This window comes from Streptomyces sp. NRRL S-455, assembly GCF_000717875.1.
Taxonomy (GTDB): domain Bacteria; phylum Actinomycetota; class Actinomycetes; order Streptomycetales; family Streptomycetaceae; genus Streptomyces.
This window is the reverse complement of the sequence record NZ_JOCT01000001.1, coordinates 21,227-38,562: the sequence shown is the minus strand read 5'-3', so window position 1 is coordinate 38,562 and position 17,336 is coordinate 21,227. Positions and strand designations below refer to the sequence as shown.

The following is a 17,336-nucleotide window of genomic DNA, read 5'->3' as shown; positions in this document are numbered from 1 at the left end:
GGGGCCTCGATCCTGCGGGGTGAGCGAGGAAAGTCAGTCCTCACTCGTGCGGGTGGAGTACGACCTTGGTGTAGCCCTCGATCCGCTTGTCGAACTTGTCGTACGCCGTGGGCGCCTGGTCGAGAGGCAGCTCGTGCGACACCACGAAGCTGGGCGTCGCGCGGCCCTCGATGATCAGGTCACGCAGCTGGCGGTTGTAGCGCTTGACGTTGCACTGACCGGTGCCCAGCCGCAGCCCCTTCTCGAAGGCGCGTCCGATGGAGACCAGCAGCATGCCCTGCTTGGCCTGCTCGTCCGGCCCGCCCGGATCGCGCGGGACGTACAGCCCCGGTATGCCGAGAGCGCCCGTCGGCCGGACCGTCTCGACGAGGGAGTTCAGCACGATCGCCGGCTCCTCGCGGTCCTCGCCGGACGCCTGGGCCTGGTAGCCGACGGCGTCGATGCCCTTGTCGGTGCCTTCTCCTCCGGTGTGTTCCTTGATCTGCTGCGCCGCGTCGCCCTCGGTGAAGTTGACCGCTACGGCCCCGATCTCCTCGGCCTTCTGCAGCCGCTCCGCCACCCTGTCGACGACGAACACCTTGCTCGCACCGCGCAGCATCGCCGAGTAGGCCGCCATCAGGCCGACCGGACCGCCGCCGTACACCGCGACGCTCTCGCCGGGACGCACGTCGGCCAGTTCGTTGCCGTGATAGCCGGTCGGGAAGATGTCCGCGAGCAGGACGAAGTCGGTCTCCTTCTCGGTGCCCTCCGGCAGCTTCAGACAGTTGAAGTCGGCGTAGGGCACCCGTACGTACTCGGCCTGGCCGCCCACGAACGGGCCCATCGCGACATAGCCGTAGGCGCCGCCCGCGAAGCCCGGGTTCACCGTCAGACAGAAACCCGTGAAGCCCGCCGTGCAGTTCTTGCAGAAGCCGCAAGCCACGTTGAAGGGCATGACCACCCGGTCACCGCGGCTGAGCGAGGTCACGCCCTCGCCGGCCTCCTCGACGACACCGAGGTTCTCGTGACCGAACACGATGCCCGGCTCGGCGGCGGTGCGGCCCTCGTACATGTGCAGGTCCGAGCCGCATATCGCGGTGGACGTGACTCGGACGATCACGTCGTTCGGGTGCTGGATCCTGGGATTGTCCACCTGCTCGATCGCTACTTCGAACGGTCCCTTGTACACAACAGCCCTCATCCTGAGCACCTCCACTGCCCGTAATGGATACATAACGCTTTGGAGCGGCAGTACCGGAACCCGCTGCCTGCGTCGCGGTGAAGGCCCCGGCCCGCAGCTCGGCCGGTCTCTTGTGTGTTGTGCCTCATAGTCCAGACTGGTGCATGATGCGACGATTTGCACCCAGGGGCCTGTTCGGCCTGTTCGTGCTCTTCGGAAGGATCGACTGTCTTGTCACGACGTCTAGGCTCACTGCTCGTCCCGGTCTGCGGCCTGTCCGGCACCACGTATCCGGTGGGGACCCGCGTGGCCATACGCGGCAGCGGAGGCTCCGTCGACGGCTTCGTCGACGGAGACTGGCTGCCGCTCGCCTGGTGGGAGTTCGCGGACATCCGGCCGGAGGACTCCGCGGAGGGGTGACATGCCGACGGCGGCGCGTCCTTCAGGGCCGCGCCTCATCGCGCTGCCGCTGCGGGAGCACCACGTACCTGGGGTCCTCAGCGGACGCGATGCCCGCCTCGAAGACGCCGAACCGCGTGCACAGGCCCGCCGCCAGGTACGCCGTGCCGGCCAGGGCCGGCGCCACGGGGCTGCGACGGCCGAGCAGTGAGAGCCCCGCCCCCGCCGCGGTCAGGGCCTCGCTCAGCTTCAGCAGCCGCCCCGGCCGGCCCCTGACGTACGGTTCACCGACCAGCCCGAGCCGCTGCGCGATCCGGCGCAGGGCGGCGATCTCCATCCCGGCGCCCAGCAGGCCCATCCGGGTGGGTGGCCGGTGGTCGACGCCGGGCACGCACAGCGCGGCTCCGGCACCACAGGCCAGCGCGCTGCCGCCGAAGACGACGGGCAGCTCGGGATAGGCCTCGTGCCACGCCGGCACCGCGGTGTCGGCGAGCAGAACGGCGGTGTACGTGCACATCGCCGGCCCGAGCACGCCCGAGCCGAGGCCCGCCAGCCGGCCCAGCCGCGGGAACCTCCCGGTGAGCTCGGCGACCGCCGACGCGGTGGCCAGCGCGGAGAACGGTCCGATGATCCAGGACCCCACCGACAGCGGGGAGGTCGGTTTGAACACCCGGAGCATGTTGAGGAAGCGCCCGGGCCGGCCGAGGTCATGAACCAACGCGGCCACGCTGGCGAGCGCACCCCCCGCGGCCACACGCCGACCCACCCCGGCCAGCTCCGGGCGCGTGGTCAGGTCGGCGAAGACGGCCATGGTCGCCGACGCTCCCGCCGTCCCGCCCAGGAACAGGTATCCCGGCACGTCCGGCACCTTCCAGGTGGGACGCTTGAGAATCGGACGGCCGTAGTAGGAACGGAACTCCGCATCGGGCACCAAGGCGCCCTCTCGACGGCCACGTGGTGTCACAGCCTCCTCCTCACCTCTGCTCCTCGCCCGCCCCGCGGTCACCGGCGCCGCCCGGCGAAGGACAGCGCCACGCTCGCCGCCACACCGAGGGCCGCCACCGCCGCGTGCCGCCACATCGACGGCAGGTCACGGGTGGTGACCACCGGGTCCGGCGGCAGTCCGTACACCTCCGGTTCGTCCAGCAGCAGGAAGAACGCCCCGTCGCCGCCCACGCCGTCCTGCGGGTCCCGGCCGTACAGCCGCGCCTCCGGCACCCCGCGCTCGTGCAACTGGGCCACCCGCCCATCAGCCCGCTCGCGCAGTTCCTCCAGCGGACCGAACTGGATCGAATCGGTCGGACAGGCCTGGGCGCAGGCAGGTTCCTGGCCGGCGCCGAGACGGTCGTAGCAGAGGGTGCACTTGAACGCACGGCCGTCACCCGGCCGCAGGTCGAGCACTCCGTACGGGCAGGCGCTCACGCAGTAGCCGCAGCCGTTGCAGATGTCCTCCTGCACCACGACGGTGCCGAACTCGGTACGGAACAACGACCCGGTGGGGCACACGTCCAGGCAGGCCGCGTGGGTGCAGTGCTTGCACACGTCGCTCGACATCAGCCAGCGCAGGCCGGCCTCCCCGGACTCCCCGGCCGCGTCCGGCTCCGGGGGGCCGAGGGCCGGCATGCCCAGATCGACCGGCTGCCGCGCGGGCACCGTCTGCTCGATGAACGCCACGTGCCGCCACGTGTCGGCCGACAACGCGCCCGTGTTGTCGAACGAGTCCCCGAGCAGGTCCGGACCGTCCGGCTCGGTCGGGAGGAGATTCCACTCCTTGCACGCCACCTGGCACGCCTTGCAGCCGATGCATATCGACGTGTCGGTGAAGAACCCCATCCGCGGCGGATGCGGCTCCGGGTAGCCGGCGTCCGCGCTGGGGTCGGCCAGCGGGCCGGACAAGCGGTTGGCGTCGGTCGTCATGGCTGCGCGTCTCCTCCCGCACCCGGTCCCGCGTTCTCGGAGGTCCCCGGGGGCCGGGCGTCCTCGGGGATGCCCGCGCGCTGCCGGTAGCGCGCCACAAAGGCCGGCAGGTCCGGACCGCGAGGGCGCCGGCCCGGGCGGATGTCGCAGGTCGCCGCCTTGGACTCCTGGATGTGCACGTTCGGGTCGAGCACCACGGACAGCAGCTCGTTCGCCGCGTCCCCGGTGGACAGGCCGTTGGGGCCCCAGTGGTACGGAAGTCCCACCTGGTGGATGACCCGGCCCCGCACCCGCAAGGGCTTGATCCGGTCGGTCACCAGCACCCTCGCCTCGATCGCCGTGCGCGCCGTGACGATGGTGGCCCAGCCCCGGTGCTCCAGGCCTCGTTCCGCCGCCAGCTCGGGGGAGACCTCGCAGAAGAACTCCGGCTGCAGCTCGGACAGATAGGGCAGGGTACGGCTCATGCCGCCCGCCGTGTGGTGCTCGGTGAGCCGGTAGGTGGTGAACACGTAGGGGAACACCTCGCTGCGACTAGGGTTGTAGCGGTTGTCCCGGCGGTCGTACGCCTGGAGCGCCGGGTTGGTCTGCTGCCGGTACAGCGGGTTGTCCACCGGTGACTCGAACGGCTCGTAGTGCACGGGCAGCGGGCCGTCCGCCAGTCCGGCCGGGGCGAACAGCCAGGCCCGTCCGTCGCTCTGCATGACGAAGGGGTCGGTTCCGGCCAGCGCGGCCTGCGCCCGGGCGCCCGGTGGCGGCCGGTAGTCCGGCGGCTTGTCGGCCTCGAAGTCCGGGACGTCCTCGCCGGTCCACCGGCGCTGCTCGGCGTCCCACCACACATACCGCTTTCGGTCGCTCCAGGGCCTGCCCTCCGGGTCGGCCGATGCCCGGTTGTAGAGGATGCGGCGGTTGGCGGGCCATGCCCAGGCCCAGTCGGCGGCGACCCAGCTCTGCTCGCCGCGGGGCCGGCGGTTGGCCGCCTGGTTGTGTCCTCCGGCGCGGATCCCGCAGTAGATCCAGGTCCCGCAGGCGGTGGAGCCGTCGTCCTTCAGCTGGGTGGACGTCGACAGCGGCCCGGCGGGGCCGTAGCCGTTGATCTCGGCGAGCACCGCGTCGGCGCTCGGTTCGTCCAGCGGTCCCTCGGTGGGGTAGTCCCAGGTCAGGGCGAGCAGCGGGCGGTCGCGCGGATCGGTGGACCGGGCGAGCTTCTCGCGGATGATGCGGCCGAGGTGGTAGTAGAACCACAGGTCACTGCGCGCGTCGCCCGGCGGTTCGACGGCCGCGTGGTGCCACTGCACCAGCCGCTGCGTGTTGGTGAAACTGCCGTCCTTCTCCGTGTGCGCGGCGGCCGGCATGAAGAACACCTCGGTCGGGATCTCCTCGGTGCGCAGTTCGCCGGTCTCGATCTCCGGACCGTCCTTCCAGAACGTGGCGCTCTCGATGAGCCGCAGGTCCCGCACCACGAGCCAGTCCAGGTTGGCCATCCCGAGCCGTTGCAGTTTGGCGTTGGCGGAGCCGACCGCGGGGTTCTCCCCGACGAGGAAGTAGCCCCTGCACTCTCCTGCCATCTGGTTCAGCACCGTCTGGTAGGAGCCGTGGTCCCCGGTCAGGCGTGGCAGCCAATCGAAGCGGAAGTCGTTCTCGGCGGTGGCCGCCTCGCCCCACCAGGCCTTGAGCAGGCTGACGACGTACGCGCGCATGTTGCCCCAGAAACCCGTCGTCGCGGCGTCCGCGGCCACGAACCCGTCGAGGTCCTGGTGCTGGTGCGCGTGCGGCATCGGGATGTAGCCGGGCAGCAGGTCGAACAGCGTCGGGATGTCCGTGGAGCCCTGGATGCTGGCGTGCCCGCGCAGGGCGAGGATGCCGCCTCCCGGCCTGCCGATGTTGCCCAGCAGCGCCTGCAGGACGGCCGCGGTGCGGATGTACTGGGCCCCCACCGTGTGCTGGGTCCAGCCGACCGAGTAGCACAGCGCGGTGGTGCGCTCGCGGCCGGAGTTGGCGGTGATCGCCTCCGCCACCTTCTCGAACAGATCCCTCGGCACGCCGCAGACGTCCTCGACCATCTCCGGCGTGTAGCGGGAGAAGTGCCGCTTGAGCACCTGGTAGACGCACCGCGGGTGCCGCAGTGTCGGATCGGTCCGTGGGGTGGCGCCCAGGGCGGGGCCGCCGCTGCCGTAGGTCTCCGCACGGGCGGTCTGCCGGTGCTCCTCACCCCCGTGCTGCCCGGCCGGCGTCATGTCGTCACGGGCCGCCCAGCGCTCCCGGGCGCCGGCGGCCGCTGCCTGTTCCGCGCCCTCGTACATCCACGTGGTGGGGTCGTAGAAGCCGCCGTCCGGGTCGAAACCGGAGAACAGCCCGTCGAGGTCCTCCGTGTCGGCGAAGTCCTCCCGAAGGATCGCCGCCGCGTTGGTGTACGCCACCACGTACTCGCGGAAATCCTTCTCGTTGGTCAGCACGTGGTTGACCAGGGCGCCGAGGAACGCGATGTCCGTCCCGGCCCGCAACGGCACGTAAAGGTCGGCCACCGCGCTGGTCCGCGTGAACCTGGGGTCGATGTGAATGATCGTCGCGCCTCGCCGCTTGGCCTCCATCACCCACTGGAATCCGACCGGATGACACTCCGCCATGTTCGAGCCCTCGATGAGGATGCAGTCCGCGTTGACGAGGTCCTGCTGGAACGTCGTGGCTCCGCCACGACCGAACGAGGTTCCCAGACCGGGAACGGTGGAGGAGTGTCAAATGCGGGCCTGGTTCTCGATCTGGATCGCTCCCAGCGCCGTGTAGAGCTTCTTCATCAGGTAGTTCTCTTCGTTGTCCAGCGTCGCTCCGCCGAGACTGGCGATGCCGAGCGTGCGCCGGACCGGGGCGCCGTGGAACGAGTCCTGCCAGGTCCGCCGACGGGTCTCGATCACCCGGTCGGCGATCATGTCCATGGCCCGGTCGAGCGGAAGCCGCTCCCACTCCGTGCCGTGCCCACGCCGGTGAAGCACCGTGTAAACCCGGCCGGGACCGGTCACCAGTTGCTTGCTCGCCGAACCCTTCGGACACAGCCGGCCGCGCGAGACGGGCGAGTCGGGGTCGCCCTCGATCTGGACGACCTGCTCGTCCTTCACGTAGACCCGCTGACCGCAGCCCACGGCGCAGTAGGGGCACACGGAAGGTACGACGCGGTCGGCCTGCTCGGTGCGGGCCCGCAGCCGCTCGGTGTGCGGGGAGCGCGCCGCCGCGCCTCGGCCGAGGTCGTCGTCACCGGCGAGCTGCCGGTACACCGGCCAGCCCTCGATCCACTGCCTCAGGCCCATGGCGATCTCCCGCCTCGCGCCGTACTCCGCCCGACCAACGTAACGCTCGGTGCCCGGGGGCGCACGCGGTCCCGGGCAGGGCTGCCCCGCCGTTCCGTCCGGGGACCGTGTCCCCCGGCGGTAAGACCGTAAGACGGATCAATTCGTTCGGCCGGCGCGGACCCGGCGGGTGCTGTCCGGGAGCCGCTCGGTGATCCCCCGGCGGTCCAGCAGCTCCAGCAGTGGCACCGCCACCCGCCGTGTGGTGCCCAGGGCCTGACGGGCCTGGCTGAGGGTGAACGGCTGGCGGAGTCCGGAGAGAACCTCACCGGCCCGCCGCTCGCACCCGGGAAGCAGGAAGACACCGTCGGCCACCTTGAGCAGACGACCGGCCCGCACCGCCGCGGCCAGCTCCCTGGCGCCGAGCCGCAGCGCCGCCAGCCGGCCGGCGTCCGGCGCCGCGAACGGAGTCCGGCGCAGCTCGGCGGTCAGTTCCGCCACCGCCGCCTCGACCGATGCGGGCAGCGCCGCGCGCCGGGCGGGCGCGCAGACCCGCCCGTCCACCACCACGAGCGAGGCGGCCTCGGCAAGCGGTTTCACCACCCAGGTCCCGGGCAGCCGCAGCCGTTGCCGCACCGCGTCCACCGGGACGCCCGGCTCCAGCGCGTGGTCGACGTGCCAGCCGTCGACCAGCCGGCGCAGTTCGCCGGTCAGCTCGAGCCACACCCCGGGGTGCACGTGCCAGCCCTCACCCACCGGCTCGCCCACCACCGGCAGTCCCATCGCGCGCAGCTCCCCGGCGGTGGCGAACCCGCGGCGACGCAGCACCGCGTCGGCCAGGGGGAGCGGCCGCGGCCCGGCCAGGGCGGCCAGCTCCGCCCCGCGGCGCCGCGCGGCCCCCCGGCGGACCAGTGCGGGCGGACACACGTCGAGCACGTCGACACCCGCCGCGACTCGGTGCCGTCCCGCGTCGCGCAGCAACGCCCGGTCACCGGTCCGCAGCGGCAACGGCCGGGCCGGCCGGAGCCTGGCGGTGTCCGGGCCCAGGGGCCTGACCCGGACAGGGACCGCGGCGGATCCGATGTGCAGCACGAGCTCGCGGGGCAGTTCACCACTGTCGTCGCCCCGAAGTGCCACATCGATCTCGCCCGTGGTCAGCCACCTGTCCGGCGTGAGCAGCGCATCACCGCGAGTGAGGGCGGAGCGTGCCACACCGCGCAGGTTGACCGCGACCCGGGCCACCGCGCGTACCGCGCCGGCGTCCTGGCCCAGGGTCTGCAGGCCCCGTACCCGCGTCGCCGCACCGGTGGAGGCGACCACCAGCGGGTCCCCCACCCGCAGGGTGCCGGCTGCCAGGGTGCCGGTCACCACGGTGCCCGCACCGGTGACGCTGAACGCACGGTCCACCCAGAGCCGGACGTCGGCCCCGGGATCGGCCGGCGGCAAGGTGGCCACCAGCCGGGCCAGTGCGGCGCGCAGCCGGCCCATGCCTTCGCCGGTCCGCCCGCTCACCGCCACCGAGTCGACCGCCCCGAGGCTGGTGCGCGCGACCCGGGCGAGAGCCTGCTCCCTGGCCGGCTCCGGGTCCGCCAGATCACATCGAGTGACGGCGAGCAGCCCGTGCCGGACACCCAGCGCGTCCAGCGCCTGGAGGTGCTCGGTGGACTGCGGCATCCACCCCTCGTCGGCGGCCACCACGAACAGCACGGCGGGAACCGGGCCGACACCCGCGAGCATGTTGGGCACGAACCGTTCGTGACCGGGAACGTCCACGAACGCGACCTGTTCGCCGCCCGGCAGGGTGGTCCAGCCGAATCCCAGGTCGATGGTCAGGCCGCGGTCGCGCTCCTCCTTCCAGCGGTCCGGCTCCATCCCGGTGAGCAGCCGGACCAGAGTGGACTTGCCGTGGTCGACATGGCCGGCGGTGGCGATCACGTGCACGACGCGTCGCCTCCGTCGCCGCCCTCCGGCCGATCCTCCGACGGCCGAGCCGGCTGATGAGCCGCAAGCACCGCGTCCAGCACGGCCAGGTCATCGGCCTGCGCGACGGTACGCAGGTCCAGCAGGCATCGGCCGTGTTCCACCCGGCCCACCACGGCGACCGTTCCGGTGCGCAGCAGGCGGCCGAACTCCTCGGGCAGGCCGACAGCCGTGCTGGGCAGCCGCACCCCCGGCGCGCCGCCCCCTCCCACCACAGCGGCGGTGTGCACGACCTCGGCCCGGACGTGCTCGTCCCGCAGCCGCCGCACCAGCGCGGACGCGCGGTCGCACAGGTCGCTCTCGGCGGCGGCGAGTGCGACGCGCACCGGCGGCTCCGGGCCGCGCAACGTCGCCTCCAGCGCGGCGAGGGTCAGCTTGTCCACCCGCAGCGCCCGAGCCGCGGGATGCCGGCGCAGCCGCTCCACGATCTCGGCGTCGCCGAGCAGCAGCCCGGCCTGCGGGCCGCCGAGCAGCTTGTCACCGCTGGCGGTCACCAACGCGGCACCCGCCCGCAGGGCGGTGGCGGCGTCCGGTTCGCCGGGCAGCAGCGGATGCGGCGCCAGCAGACCGGAACCGATGTCCACGACCACGGGTGGTCCGAGCGCGGCCAGCTCGGCGACACCGGCGGCGGCCGTGAAACCGGTCACCCGGAAGTTGGACGGGTGCACCTTGAGCAGGAAGGCGGTGGCGGGACCGATGGCCTCGGCGTAGTCCCGCACCCGGGTGCGGTTGGTGGTGCCCACCTCGCGCAGCCGGGAGCCGGTGCTCGCCAGCAGTTCGGGGATGCGGAAGCCGTCGCCGATCTCGACCAGCTCGCCGCGGCTGATCACGATCTCCCGGTCGCCGGCCAGCGCGACGGCGCACAGCAGCAGCGCGGCCGCGTTGTTGTTCACCACGTGCACCGCCCCGGCGTCGGGCACGGCCTCGGACAGTGCGGCGATCACCCCTCGCCCGCGTCGGGCCCGGCGGCCCGTCACCAGATCGAACTCGACGTCGGTGCAGCCGGCCGCGGCCCGCACCGCCTCCTGGGCGGCGTCCGACAGCGGCGCCCGGCCGAGGTTGGTGTGCACCAGCACGCCGGTGGCGTTGATCACCGGCCGAAGGCTGCCGGCCCGCTCCGGGAGGTTCTCCACAGCCGCCTCGGCCACGTCCTCCGGGGCGATCTCACCCGCTCTGGCCCTGTGCTGTGCCTGGGTGATGGCCGCCTTCACCAGCGGGCGCCCCAGCGTCCGCGTCGCCTTGGCCAGCCGCGGCTCGGCCAGCAGGGAGTCGGTGCTGGGGATGCGGCGCCGGGAATCGCTCATCGCGGCACCTCCCGGGCCCGGGGTGGCGGAGGCGGACGGGAATCGAACCCGCCGACGGCAGCTCCTGCCGTCCGACGGTTTTGAAGACCGCGCCGGTCACCAGGCCGGATACGCCTCCTCGTACAAACACGGTCATCTCACCTCGCGGTCGTCTTCGCAAACGCGCCGTACGAGGAATGCGGGCCGGCACGGTGGGCACCCAGGTGGCTGTGAGCACCACGAGTACCGGGAACCGCGTCCGGCTCACCCAGTACGCGCACGGCGGCGGCTGCGCCTGCAAGATCCCGCCAGGCGAACTGGAGGAGGTGTTGCGCGGTCTGGGCGACGGCGTGCCGGTCCGTGACCCCGCCGGAGAACTGGTCGTCGGGCTCGACGAGGGCGACGACGCCACGGTGGTGCGGCTGCACGACGGCCCGGCGGTGCTGGCCACCACCGACTTCTTCACACCGGTGGTCGACGACCCGTACGACTGGGGGCGGATTGCCGCGGCGAACGCCCTGTCGGACGTCTACGCCACGGGAGGGCGTCCGCTGGTCGCGCTGAACCTGCTGGCCTGGCCGCGCGGCGTGCTGCCCTTCGAGCTGGCCCGCCAGGTGCTGCGCGGCGGTCTGGAGGTGGCCGCGGAGGCCGGCTGCCATGTGGCGGGCGGCCACAGCGTGGACGATCCCGAACCCAAGTACGGAATGGCCGTGACCGGCATCGTCGATCCCGACCGCGTCCTGCGCGCCGACGCGGGGGAACCCGGGGTGCCGCTGTCGCTGAGCAAACCGCTCGGCACAGGGGTCCTCAACAGCAAGCACAAGGCCACCGGCGAGGTGTTCCCGCACGCCGTCGCGGCCATGACCCGGCTCAACCGGGAGGCCGCCGAGGCGGCACTGGCCGCCGGTGTCACCTGCGCGACCGACGTCACCGGCTTCGGGCTGCTCGGCCATGCCTTCAAGCTGGCCCGGGCCGGCGGGGTCACCGCCGTGATCGACTCAGCCGCGGTGCCCTACCTCGACGGCGCACGTCAGGCCCTGCGCGAGGGCCATGTCAGCGGCGGCACCCGGCGCAACCTGGACTGGGTACGCGCCCACAGCGACCTGTCCGTGGTGACCGAGGAGGAGGCGCTGCTGCTCGCCGACGCGCAGACCTCCGGCGGGCTGCTGGTGGCTGGTGAGATCCCCGGCGCGCCGGTCGTGGGGGAACTGGTGCCCCGCGGGGACCACGTTCTCGTCGTGCGCTGACCAGCTGATTCCGTCCGCCACCGGGAGGCTCAGGCGAGAGCCCAGGCGACATCCCTGAGCAGGGCGTGCCGCCAGCCCGCCCGGTCGTGGCCGGAGGCCGACCGCGAGACCCGTACGGTCGCGCCGGCCTGTGCGGTGAGGGACTCGATCAGTTCGCAGTGGGGCAGCATCCGCCTCTCGTGCTCCCCGACGTCGAAGGCGACCCGCAGACCGGACAGTCCACGGTGCTCCCGCAGGCGCGCGGCGATGGTGCCGCCGACCGGGCCGTCCAAGGGGTCCGGCCGGCCCATGGCGCCGGGCGTCCACCAGAACGACCCCGACTGGCAGGCGACGCGGGACACCAGGTCCGGGAACTCCAGCGCCGCGTACATCGCGCTCAGCCCGCCGAGGCTCTGTCCGGCGACGACCAGCCGGTCCGGGTCGGCGGACACACCGGATTCCGCCACCAGCGGAAGCAGCTCGTCCCTGACCGCCTCCCACAGCCCGGGCCTGCACGCGAACTCGGCCTCCCGGTCCTTGGCCGGGAGGAAGACGAGGGTGACGGGGGGCATCTCGCCGCCGGCGACGGCCGAGTCGAACGCCGTCATGGCCGGGTGCAGATACAGCCAGTCGTCCCCGTCGAGCAGCAGGACCACCGGTCCGCCACCGCCGGCCGGGTGCACGCGCACGCTGCGCCGCCCGCCGAGCCGTTCACTGGCCCAGCGGATCCGGGTGCGGGGGAGCGGCAGGGCGTCGTCCGCGCCGACGACGGGCCAGTGCGGCTGGGCCGGGGCGTCCGGGGTCGCGGCGATGGACCGGTCAGCGCCCGCGCCGACGGGGTTGAACGGGTCGGCGTACGCCCCGTCACCCGTCAGGAACCGGTAGGTCACCCGCAGCCGCGCGGGCATCCGGACCTCGGCGTACCAGCAGTCCGTGTGGCCCCAGCGGCACAGGGGCACCGGCTCCGACCAGCTCTCGAAGTCGATGCTCGCCGCGCGGCCGCGCCACAGGAACAGGGTCACCCAGCCGCCGCCGTCGGCAGGTGCCGGCACGGGCCCCCGCACCGCTTTCCAGAACGCGTCGGTGCCGGGTGCGCCGGGCAGTCCGAACGCGGCGAAGGCGTTCTCCGTGTCGGCGGTGACCAGGCGCATGAACGTCTCCTTGTGGCAGGGGAGCGGCGACGGCTAAGCTCCTGTCAATTAGGCCAGGCTAACCTAACGTTGACGTCATGAGGAGGCACTGAGCATGAGCACCAACCCCTTCGACGACGACGGAGGCCGGTTCCTGGTCCTGGTGAACGACGAGGGCCAGCACTCCCTCTGGCCGTCCTTCGCCGAGGTGCCAGGGGGCTGGACGGTCGTGTTCGACGAGAACACCCGGCAGGCGTGCCTGGAGTACGTCGAGTCCCACTGGACCGACCTGCGTCCCCGTTCCCTCTCGGCGTCCACCGACGGCTGATCACGTCGCTGACGCGGGGCTGTCCTCGTAACTCACGGGGCTGTCCTCGTAACGGGGCGTCCACTGTGCCTTCGCGATCGCCCCGCGCAGCTCCTCCTCCGTGGCCCGCGGAGCGACCCCGTCCTCGACCGCGGCGAGAGCCGCCGCCAGGGCGATCTCCCGGGCCGCGTCCCGCATCCCGGTGAGCGGCGGCAGCAGCGGCACCGGGCCGTCCTCACCGTCGGCCGCCCTTACCGCGCACTCCGCGACGGCACGGGCGGCGGCCACCAGCATGCGGTCGGTGACACGCGTGGCCCGGCCGGCCGTCACCGCGAGCCCCATGGCCGGGAAGACGTACACGTTGTTCGACTGCGCCACCGGCACCTCGCGCCCGTCCACCGTCAGCGGAGGGAAGGGCGAGCCGGTGGCGATCAGTGCCCGGCCGTCGGTCCAGCGGGTGAGGTCCGCGGGCTCGGCCTCGGAGTGGGAGGTGGGGTTGGAGAGCGGGAAGATGACGGGCCGTTCGCAGGTGGAGGCCATCTGCCGCACGATCTCCTCGGTGAACGCCCCATGAGCCGTCGACAGCCCGATCAGCGCCGTCGGCTCCACCCGGCGCACCACCTCCGCGAGGCCGGTGCCGTCCCAGTCGGCCACCTCGCTGTCGTCGCGTGCGAACCTCCGCTGCTGCGGCGTCAGTTCGTCGCGTGACCGCACCAGCAGGCCGTCCACGTCGAGGATCCAGAACCGTGCCGTGGCCTCGTCCTCCGGCAGGCCCTCGTCGATCATGGCCGTACGGATCATCTCGGCGACACCGATGGCCGCCGATCCCGCGCCCAGGATCACCAGGCGCTGCTCGGACAGCGGGGTGCCGGCCACGTCGGCCGCGGTGGACAGGGCGCCGAGCGTGACGGCCGCGGTGCCCTGGATGTCGTCGTTGAAGGTGAGCAGCCGGTCCCGGTAGCGGGCGAGGATCGGCTGGGCGTGGGCGGTGGCGAAGTCCTCCCACTGCAGCAGCGTGCCCGGCAGCTCCGCCTCGACCGCCGACACGAACGCCTCGATCATCTCGTCGTACTCGGCACCGGTCAGCCTGTGCTCACGCCGGCCCAGATAGCGCGGGTTGGCGAGCAGTTCCTCGTTGTCCGTGCCGACGTCCAGCAGGATCGGCAGGGTGCGGGCGGGGCGGATGCCGCCGATCGCCGTGTAGAGGCTGAGCTTGCCGATGGGGATGCCCATGCCGCCGACGCCCTGGTCGCCCAGGCCGAGGATGCGCTGTCCGTCCGTGACGACGATGACGTCCACGTCCTGACGCCCGTGCGGGCGGTTGCGCAGGATGTCCCGGAAGCGGTGCCGGTCCTCCCACGTCAGGAACAGCCCCCGCGGCCGCCGGTAGATCTCGCTGAAACGCCGGCACGCCTCGCCCACCGTCGGCGTGTAGACGACGGGCAGCAGCTCCTCCAGGTGCTCGGTGACCAGACGGTAGAAGAGCACCTCGTTCGTGTCCTGCAACTGGCGCAGGTAGATATGCCGGTTGAGAGGCTTGTCATAGCCGCGGAAGGCCTCGTAGGCGCGGGCGACCTGCTCGTCCAGGGTCTCCACGGCGGGCGGCAGCAGCCCGTCGAGACCGAGCTCGGCACGCTCCTGACGGCTGAAGGCGGTGCCCTTGTTGACCAGCGGGTCGGCCAGGGTCGTGACGGCGGGGCTGGTGGTCGTACGGGGGTGGTGGTTCGTCGGCTGATCCATGGTGTGACGTGTTCCCTGGGCCCGCCCGTTCGTGCGGGTGACCTGTGCCATCCGGAGGTCACCGATGAGTCCCGCTCCGTCGCTCCCGCACCGCGACAACCCCGAACGGCCCAATGACGCTGCGCCGCAGGAGGCGACGGTGGGTGAACGGTGTGACCTTGGTGGAAGGGATGCGCGTGCACACCTGGACGAGGAGGCGCGATGGCGGGTGGACCGGCCGAGGGCGGCACGGCGTGCGCTGCCGCGAGAGGCGGCGCGGAACTGCCGGGTGACCGGTCACCGGACGCCTTCGCGCAGATGAGCGCCGTCGCCGACGCCGTCCTCTACGAGGGCTACCTCCTCTACCCCTACCGCCGCTCCTCCGCCAAGAACCGTGTCCGATGGCAGTTCGGGGTGCTGTTCCCCCGTGACTGGGTGGAGTCCGACGGCCCTGTCGCCCCGGGTGTGTCCGGCTCCGCCGACTCCTGGTACCAGCAGACCGAATGCCTGCTGCGGATCCGGCGGCGCGGCGACGCGTCCGTACGAGTGCGGGTCCGGTACCTCCAGATGCAGCGCAAGCAGGTGGAGGAGACCGGCCCGGACGGCCGGCACCACGCCGTCGAGTCGCTGAGCACCGGCGACGGCACGACGCATCTGAGCTTCGACGAGGCCGTGCCACGGGAACACGAGGCCGAAGTACCCCTCGACGAACTCCTGCGGGGCGGACGCACCGTTCCGGTGGGCGCCGCGGCCGGCGTGGACACCGAGCCACTTCCCGAAGGCGCCGGGCGGATCGTGCGCCGCCGTGACGAGGTAAGGGCCGAGACCACCATCACCGCGGAGCGGCTGACGGACGACCTGTGCCGGCTGCGTGTACGCACCACGAACAGCGGGCCCGCACCGCAGCCGCGGACCGCGCGCGATGAGGCCATGCGCCGTGCCCTCATCGCCACCCACACCCTCATCGGCGGCGAGGGCGTCGAGTTCGTCTCGCTGATCGATCCGCCGGCGGACCTGCGTACACTCGCCCGCTCGTGCCGGAACGAGTTCACCTTCCCGGTCCTCGGCGGGGAAGACGACGACGCGCGGATCCTGCTGTCCGCACCGATCATCCTGCCCGACCACCCCCAAGTGGCCCCCGAAAGCCCCGGCGACCTGCACGACGCCGCGGAGATCGACGAGATCCTCACGCTGCGCACGATGCTGCTGACCGACGAGGAGAAGCGCGAAGCGCGGGCCACCGACGCGCGCGCGGCCGCGATCCTCGACCGGGTCGACACCATGCCACGGGAAATCTTCGAACGGCTGCACGGCGCCGTCCGTTCGCTGGCACCGGCCACCCGGCCGGCCCTGGCCGATACGCCGCAGACTCCGGCCGATACGCCGCAGACTCCGGCCGGGACACCGCCGGCCGGCGCACGCCCCGCCTGGTGGCAGGAAGGCGCCGACGACGACCTGTCCCCGGCCACCGACACCGTGCTCGTGGACGGCGTGCCCCTGGGCCGCGGCGGCCGCGTCCGGCTCCGCCCCCGCGGGCGGGGTGCCGACGCCCAGGACATGTTCCTGGCCGGCCGCACCGCCGAAGTCGCCGCCGTCTTCCACGACGTGGACGGCAGCGTGCGTCTGGCCGTCACCCTCGACGACGATCCCGCGTCCGAACTGCACACCTGGTACGGACGCTTCCACTACTTCCGGCCCGACGAGCTCGAACCGCTCGAGCCCGCCGGAGACCCGGACGAGCCGTCGGCACCGGCTCCCGCCGCGGCGAAGACGCGGCACACGACCGACTCCGAGACCCCCGCAGCGGAGGCCGAGTGACATGACAACGCACAGCAGTACCGAAGAAGTCAGCAAGGAACCCAGCCGCGCAGAGGACCGGCAGGGCTTCGACGAGATCACGATCCTCTGGATCTCCGAAGGCATGAGCTGCGACGGTGACACCGTCTCCCTCACGGCCGCGGGCCAGCCGTCCATCGAGGACCTGGTGCTCGGCCTGATCCCGGGCCTGCCGAAGGTGAACCTGGTCAACAAGGTGCTCTCCCCGAGCCTGGGCGGCGAGGACTTCCTCGCTCCCTACCGGGCCGCCGCGCGCGGCGACCTGGAGCCGTTCATCCTCGTCATCGAGGGCTCGATCCCCAACCAGAACATCATCGAGGGCGACGGCTACTGGACGTCCTTCGGCAACGACCCGGAGACCGGCGAACCGCAGACCCTGAACTGGTGGATCGACCAACTGGCCCCCAAGGCCTGGGCGGTGGTGGCCGCGGGCACCTGCGCCACCTTCGGCGGCATCCACGCCATGGCCGGCAACCCGACCGGCTGCATGGGTCTCGCCGACTACCTGGGCTGGGACTACACCTCCCAGGGCGGCCTGCCGGTCGTCAACGTGCCCGGCTGCCCGATCCAGCCCGAGAACTTCATGGAGACCCTCGTCTGGGTCCTCTACCACGCGGCCGGTTCCGCGCCCCCGCCCCCGCTGGACCACATGCTGCGCCCGCAGTGGCTGTTCGGGAAGACGGTCCACGAGGGCTGCGACCGCGGCTCCTACTACGAGCAGGCCGGCTTCGCCAAGGACTACAACTCACCCAAGTGCCTGGTCAAGACGGGCTGCTGGGGACCGGTCGTCAACTGCAACGTGCCCAAACGCGGCTGGATGGCCGGCATCGGCGGCTGCCCGAACGTGGGCGGCATCTGTATCGGGTGCACCATGCCCGGCTTCCCCGACGCGTTCATGCCGTTCATGGACGAGCCGCCCGGAGGCACCCTGTCGTCCCTGGCCATCAAGCCCTACGGCGCCGTCATCCGCCGCCTGCGCGGCATGACCAACGAGCTGGTCAACCACGAGCCCAGGTGGCGCCACAACAAGCGCAAGCTGACCAGCGGCTACGACCCGCGCTGGAGGCCCTGATGACGTCCCGCACGCACCTCACCACCCACC

General features: G+C 72.2%; 13 protein-coding genes and 1 tRNA gene. 5 read left to right on the top strand and 9 right to left on the bottom strand.

Annotation, left to right across the window (positions count from 1 at the left end; translation table 11 throughout):
• Positions 1 to 40 precede the first annotated feature (40 nt).
• Positions 41 to 1,180 carry a glutathione-independent formaldehyde dehydrogenase gene (locus tag IE97_RS0100190; RefSeq protein WP_030147075.1) on the bottom strand — a complete coding sequence of 380 codons (1,140 nt, stop codon included), beginning with the start codon at positions 1,178 to 1,180 and terminating at the stop codon, positions 41 to 43.
• 210 nt (positions 1,181 to 1,390) lie between these two features.
• Here IE97_RS0100190 and IE97_RS0100185 point away from each other — a divergent pair, with 210 nt between their 5' ends.
• The gene (locus tag IE97_RS0100185) at positions 1,391 to 1,579 is read left to right on the top strand and encodes a hypothetical protein (RefSeq protein WP_030147074.1); all 189 of its coding nucleotides are present in this window, start codon (positions 1,391 to 1,393) and stop codon (positions 1,577 to 1,579) included.
• A gap of 22 nt (positions 1,580 to 1,601) precedes the next feature.
• Here the strand turns inward: IE97_RS0100185 and nrfD are convergent, their stop codons facing one another.
• The 6 genes from nrfD to IE97_RS0100150 form a co-directional block, all read right to left on the bottom strand.
• Complete coding sequence (nrfD, locus tag IE97_RS0100180; RefSeq protein ID WP_078603028.1) at positions 1,602 to 2,522, bottom strand: NrfD/PsrC family molybdoenzyme membrane anchor subunit; 921 nt, start codon at positions 2,520 to 2,522, stop codon at positions 1,602 to 1,604.
• Between the two features lie 38 nt (positions 2,523 to 2,560).
• A complete protein-coding gene (locus IE97_RS0100175; RefSeq protein ID WP_030147072.1) occupies positions 2,561 to 3,475 on the bottom strand; it encodes a 4Fe-4S dicluster domain-containing protein in 915 nt (304 codons plus the stop codon).
• Positions 3,472 to 6,774, bottom strand: coding sequence for a formate dehydrogenase (gene fdh / locus IE97_RS0100170; protein WP_234331768.1), 3,303 nt, complete (start codon positions 6,772 to 6,774; stop codon positions 3,472 to 3,474). Before fdh ends, IE97_RS0100175 begins: the two co-directional genes overlap by 4 nt.
• Positions 6,775 to 6,912: 138 nt before the next feature.
• The gene (gene selB / locus IE97_RS0100160; RefSeq protein WP_030147069.1) at positions 6,913 to 8,694 is read right to left on the bottom strand and encodes a selenocysteine-specific translation elongation factor; all 1,782 of its coding nucleotides are present in this window, start codon (positions 8,692 to 8,694) and stop codon (positions 6,913 to 6,915) included.
• A complete protein-coding gene (gene selA, locus IE97_RS0100155; RefSeq protein ID WP_051704775.1) occupies positions 8,685 to 10,037 on the bottom strand; it encodes an L-seryl-tRNA(Sec) selenium transferase in 1,353 nt (450 codons plus the stop codon). The genes selB and selA overlap by 10 nt, the downstream gene beginning before the upstream one ends.
• 23 nt (positions 10,038 to 10,060) lie before the next feature.
• Positions 10,061 to 10,155: transfer RNA gene (locus IE97_RS0100150), tRNA-Sec, on the bottom strand.
• A 58-nt stretch (positions 10,156 to 10,213) separates the two neighbouring features.
• On the opposite strand from IE97_RS0100150, the gene selD reads away from it, so the two are divergent.
• The gene (selD, locus tag IE97_RS0100145; RefSeq protein ID WP_078603026.1) at positions 10,214 to 11,263 is read left to right on the top strand and encodes a selenide, water dikinase SelD; all 1,050 of its coding nucleotides are present in this window, start codon (positions 10,214 to 10,216) and stop codon (positions 11,261 to 11,263) included.
• Between the two features lie 29 nt (positions 11,264 to 11,292).
• Here selD and IE97_RS0100140 read toward each other — a convergent pair whose 3' ends face one another.
• Entirely contained in the window at positions 11,293 to 12,393 is a 1,101-nt protein-coding gene (locus tag IE97_RS0100140) for an alpha/beta hydrolase-fold protein (protein ID WP_030147066.1), read from the bottom strand.
• A 94-nt stretch (positions 12,394 to 12,487) separates the two neighbouring features.
• Between IE97_RS0100140 and IE97_RS0100135 the strand changes: the two genes are divergently transcribed.
• Positions 12,488 to 12,700, top strand: coding sequence for an MbtH family protein (locus IE97_RS0100135; RefSeq protein WP_030147065.1), 213 nt, complete (start codon positions 12,488 to 12,490; stop codon positions 12,698 to 12,700).
• Here IE97_RS0100135 and IE97_RS0100130 read toward each other — a convergent pair whose 3' ends face one another.
• Positions 12,701 to 14,419 (bottom strand): NAD-dependent malic enzyme, encoded by a 1,719-nt coding sequence (locus IE97_RS0100130; RefSeq protein ID WP_051704804.1) that lies wholly within the window; start codon positions 14,417 to 14,419, stop codon positions 12,701 to 12,703. It lies immediately after the preceding gene.
• Between the two features lie 201 nt (positions 14,420 to 14,620).
• Between IE97_RS0100130 and IE97_RS0100125 the strand changes: the two genes are divergently transcribed.
• Both IE97_RS0100125 and IE97_RS0100120 read left to right on the top strand, forming a co-directional pair.
• Positions 14,621 to 16,216, top strand: coding sequence for a hypothetical protein (locus IE97_RS0100125; protein ID WP_030147063.1), 1,596 nt, complete (start codon positions 14,621 to 14,623; stop codon positions 16,214 to 16,216).
• A 1-nt stretch (position 16,217) separates the two neighbouring features.
• Positions 16,218 to 17,306 (top strand): hydrogenase expression protein HypE, encoded by a 1,089-nt coding sequence (locus IE97_RS0100120; RefSeq protein ID WP_030147062.1) that lies wholly within the window; start codon positions 16,218 to 16,220, stop codon positions 17,304 to 17,306.
• Positions 17,307 to 17,336 lie beyond the last annotated feature (30 nt).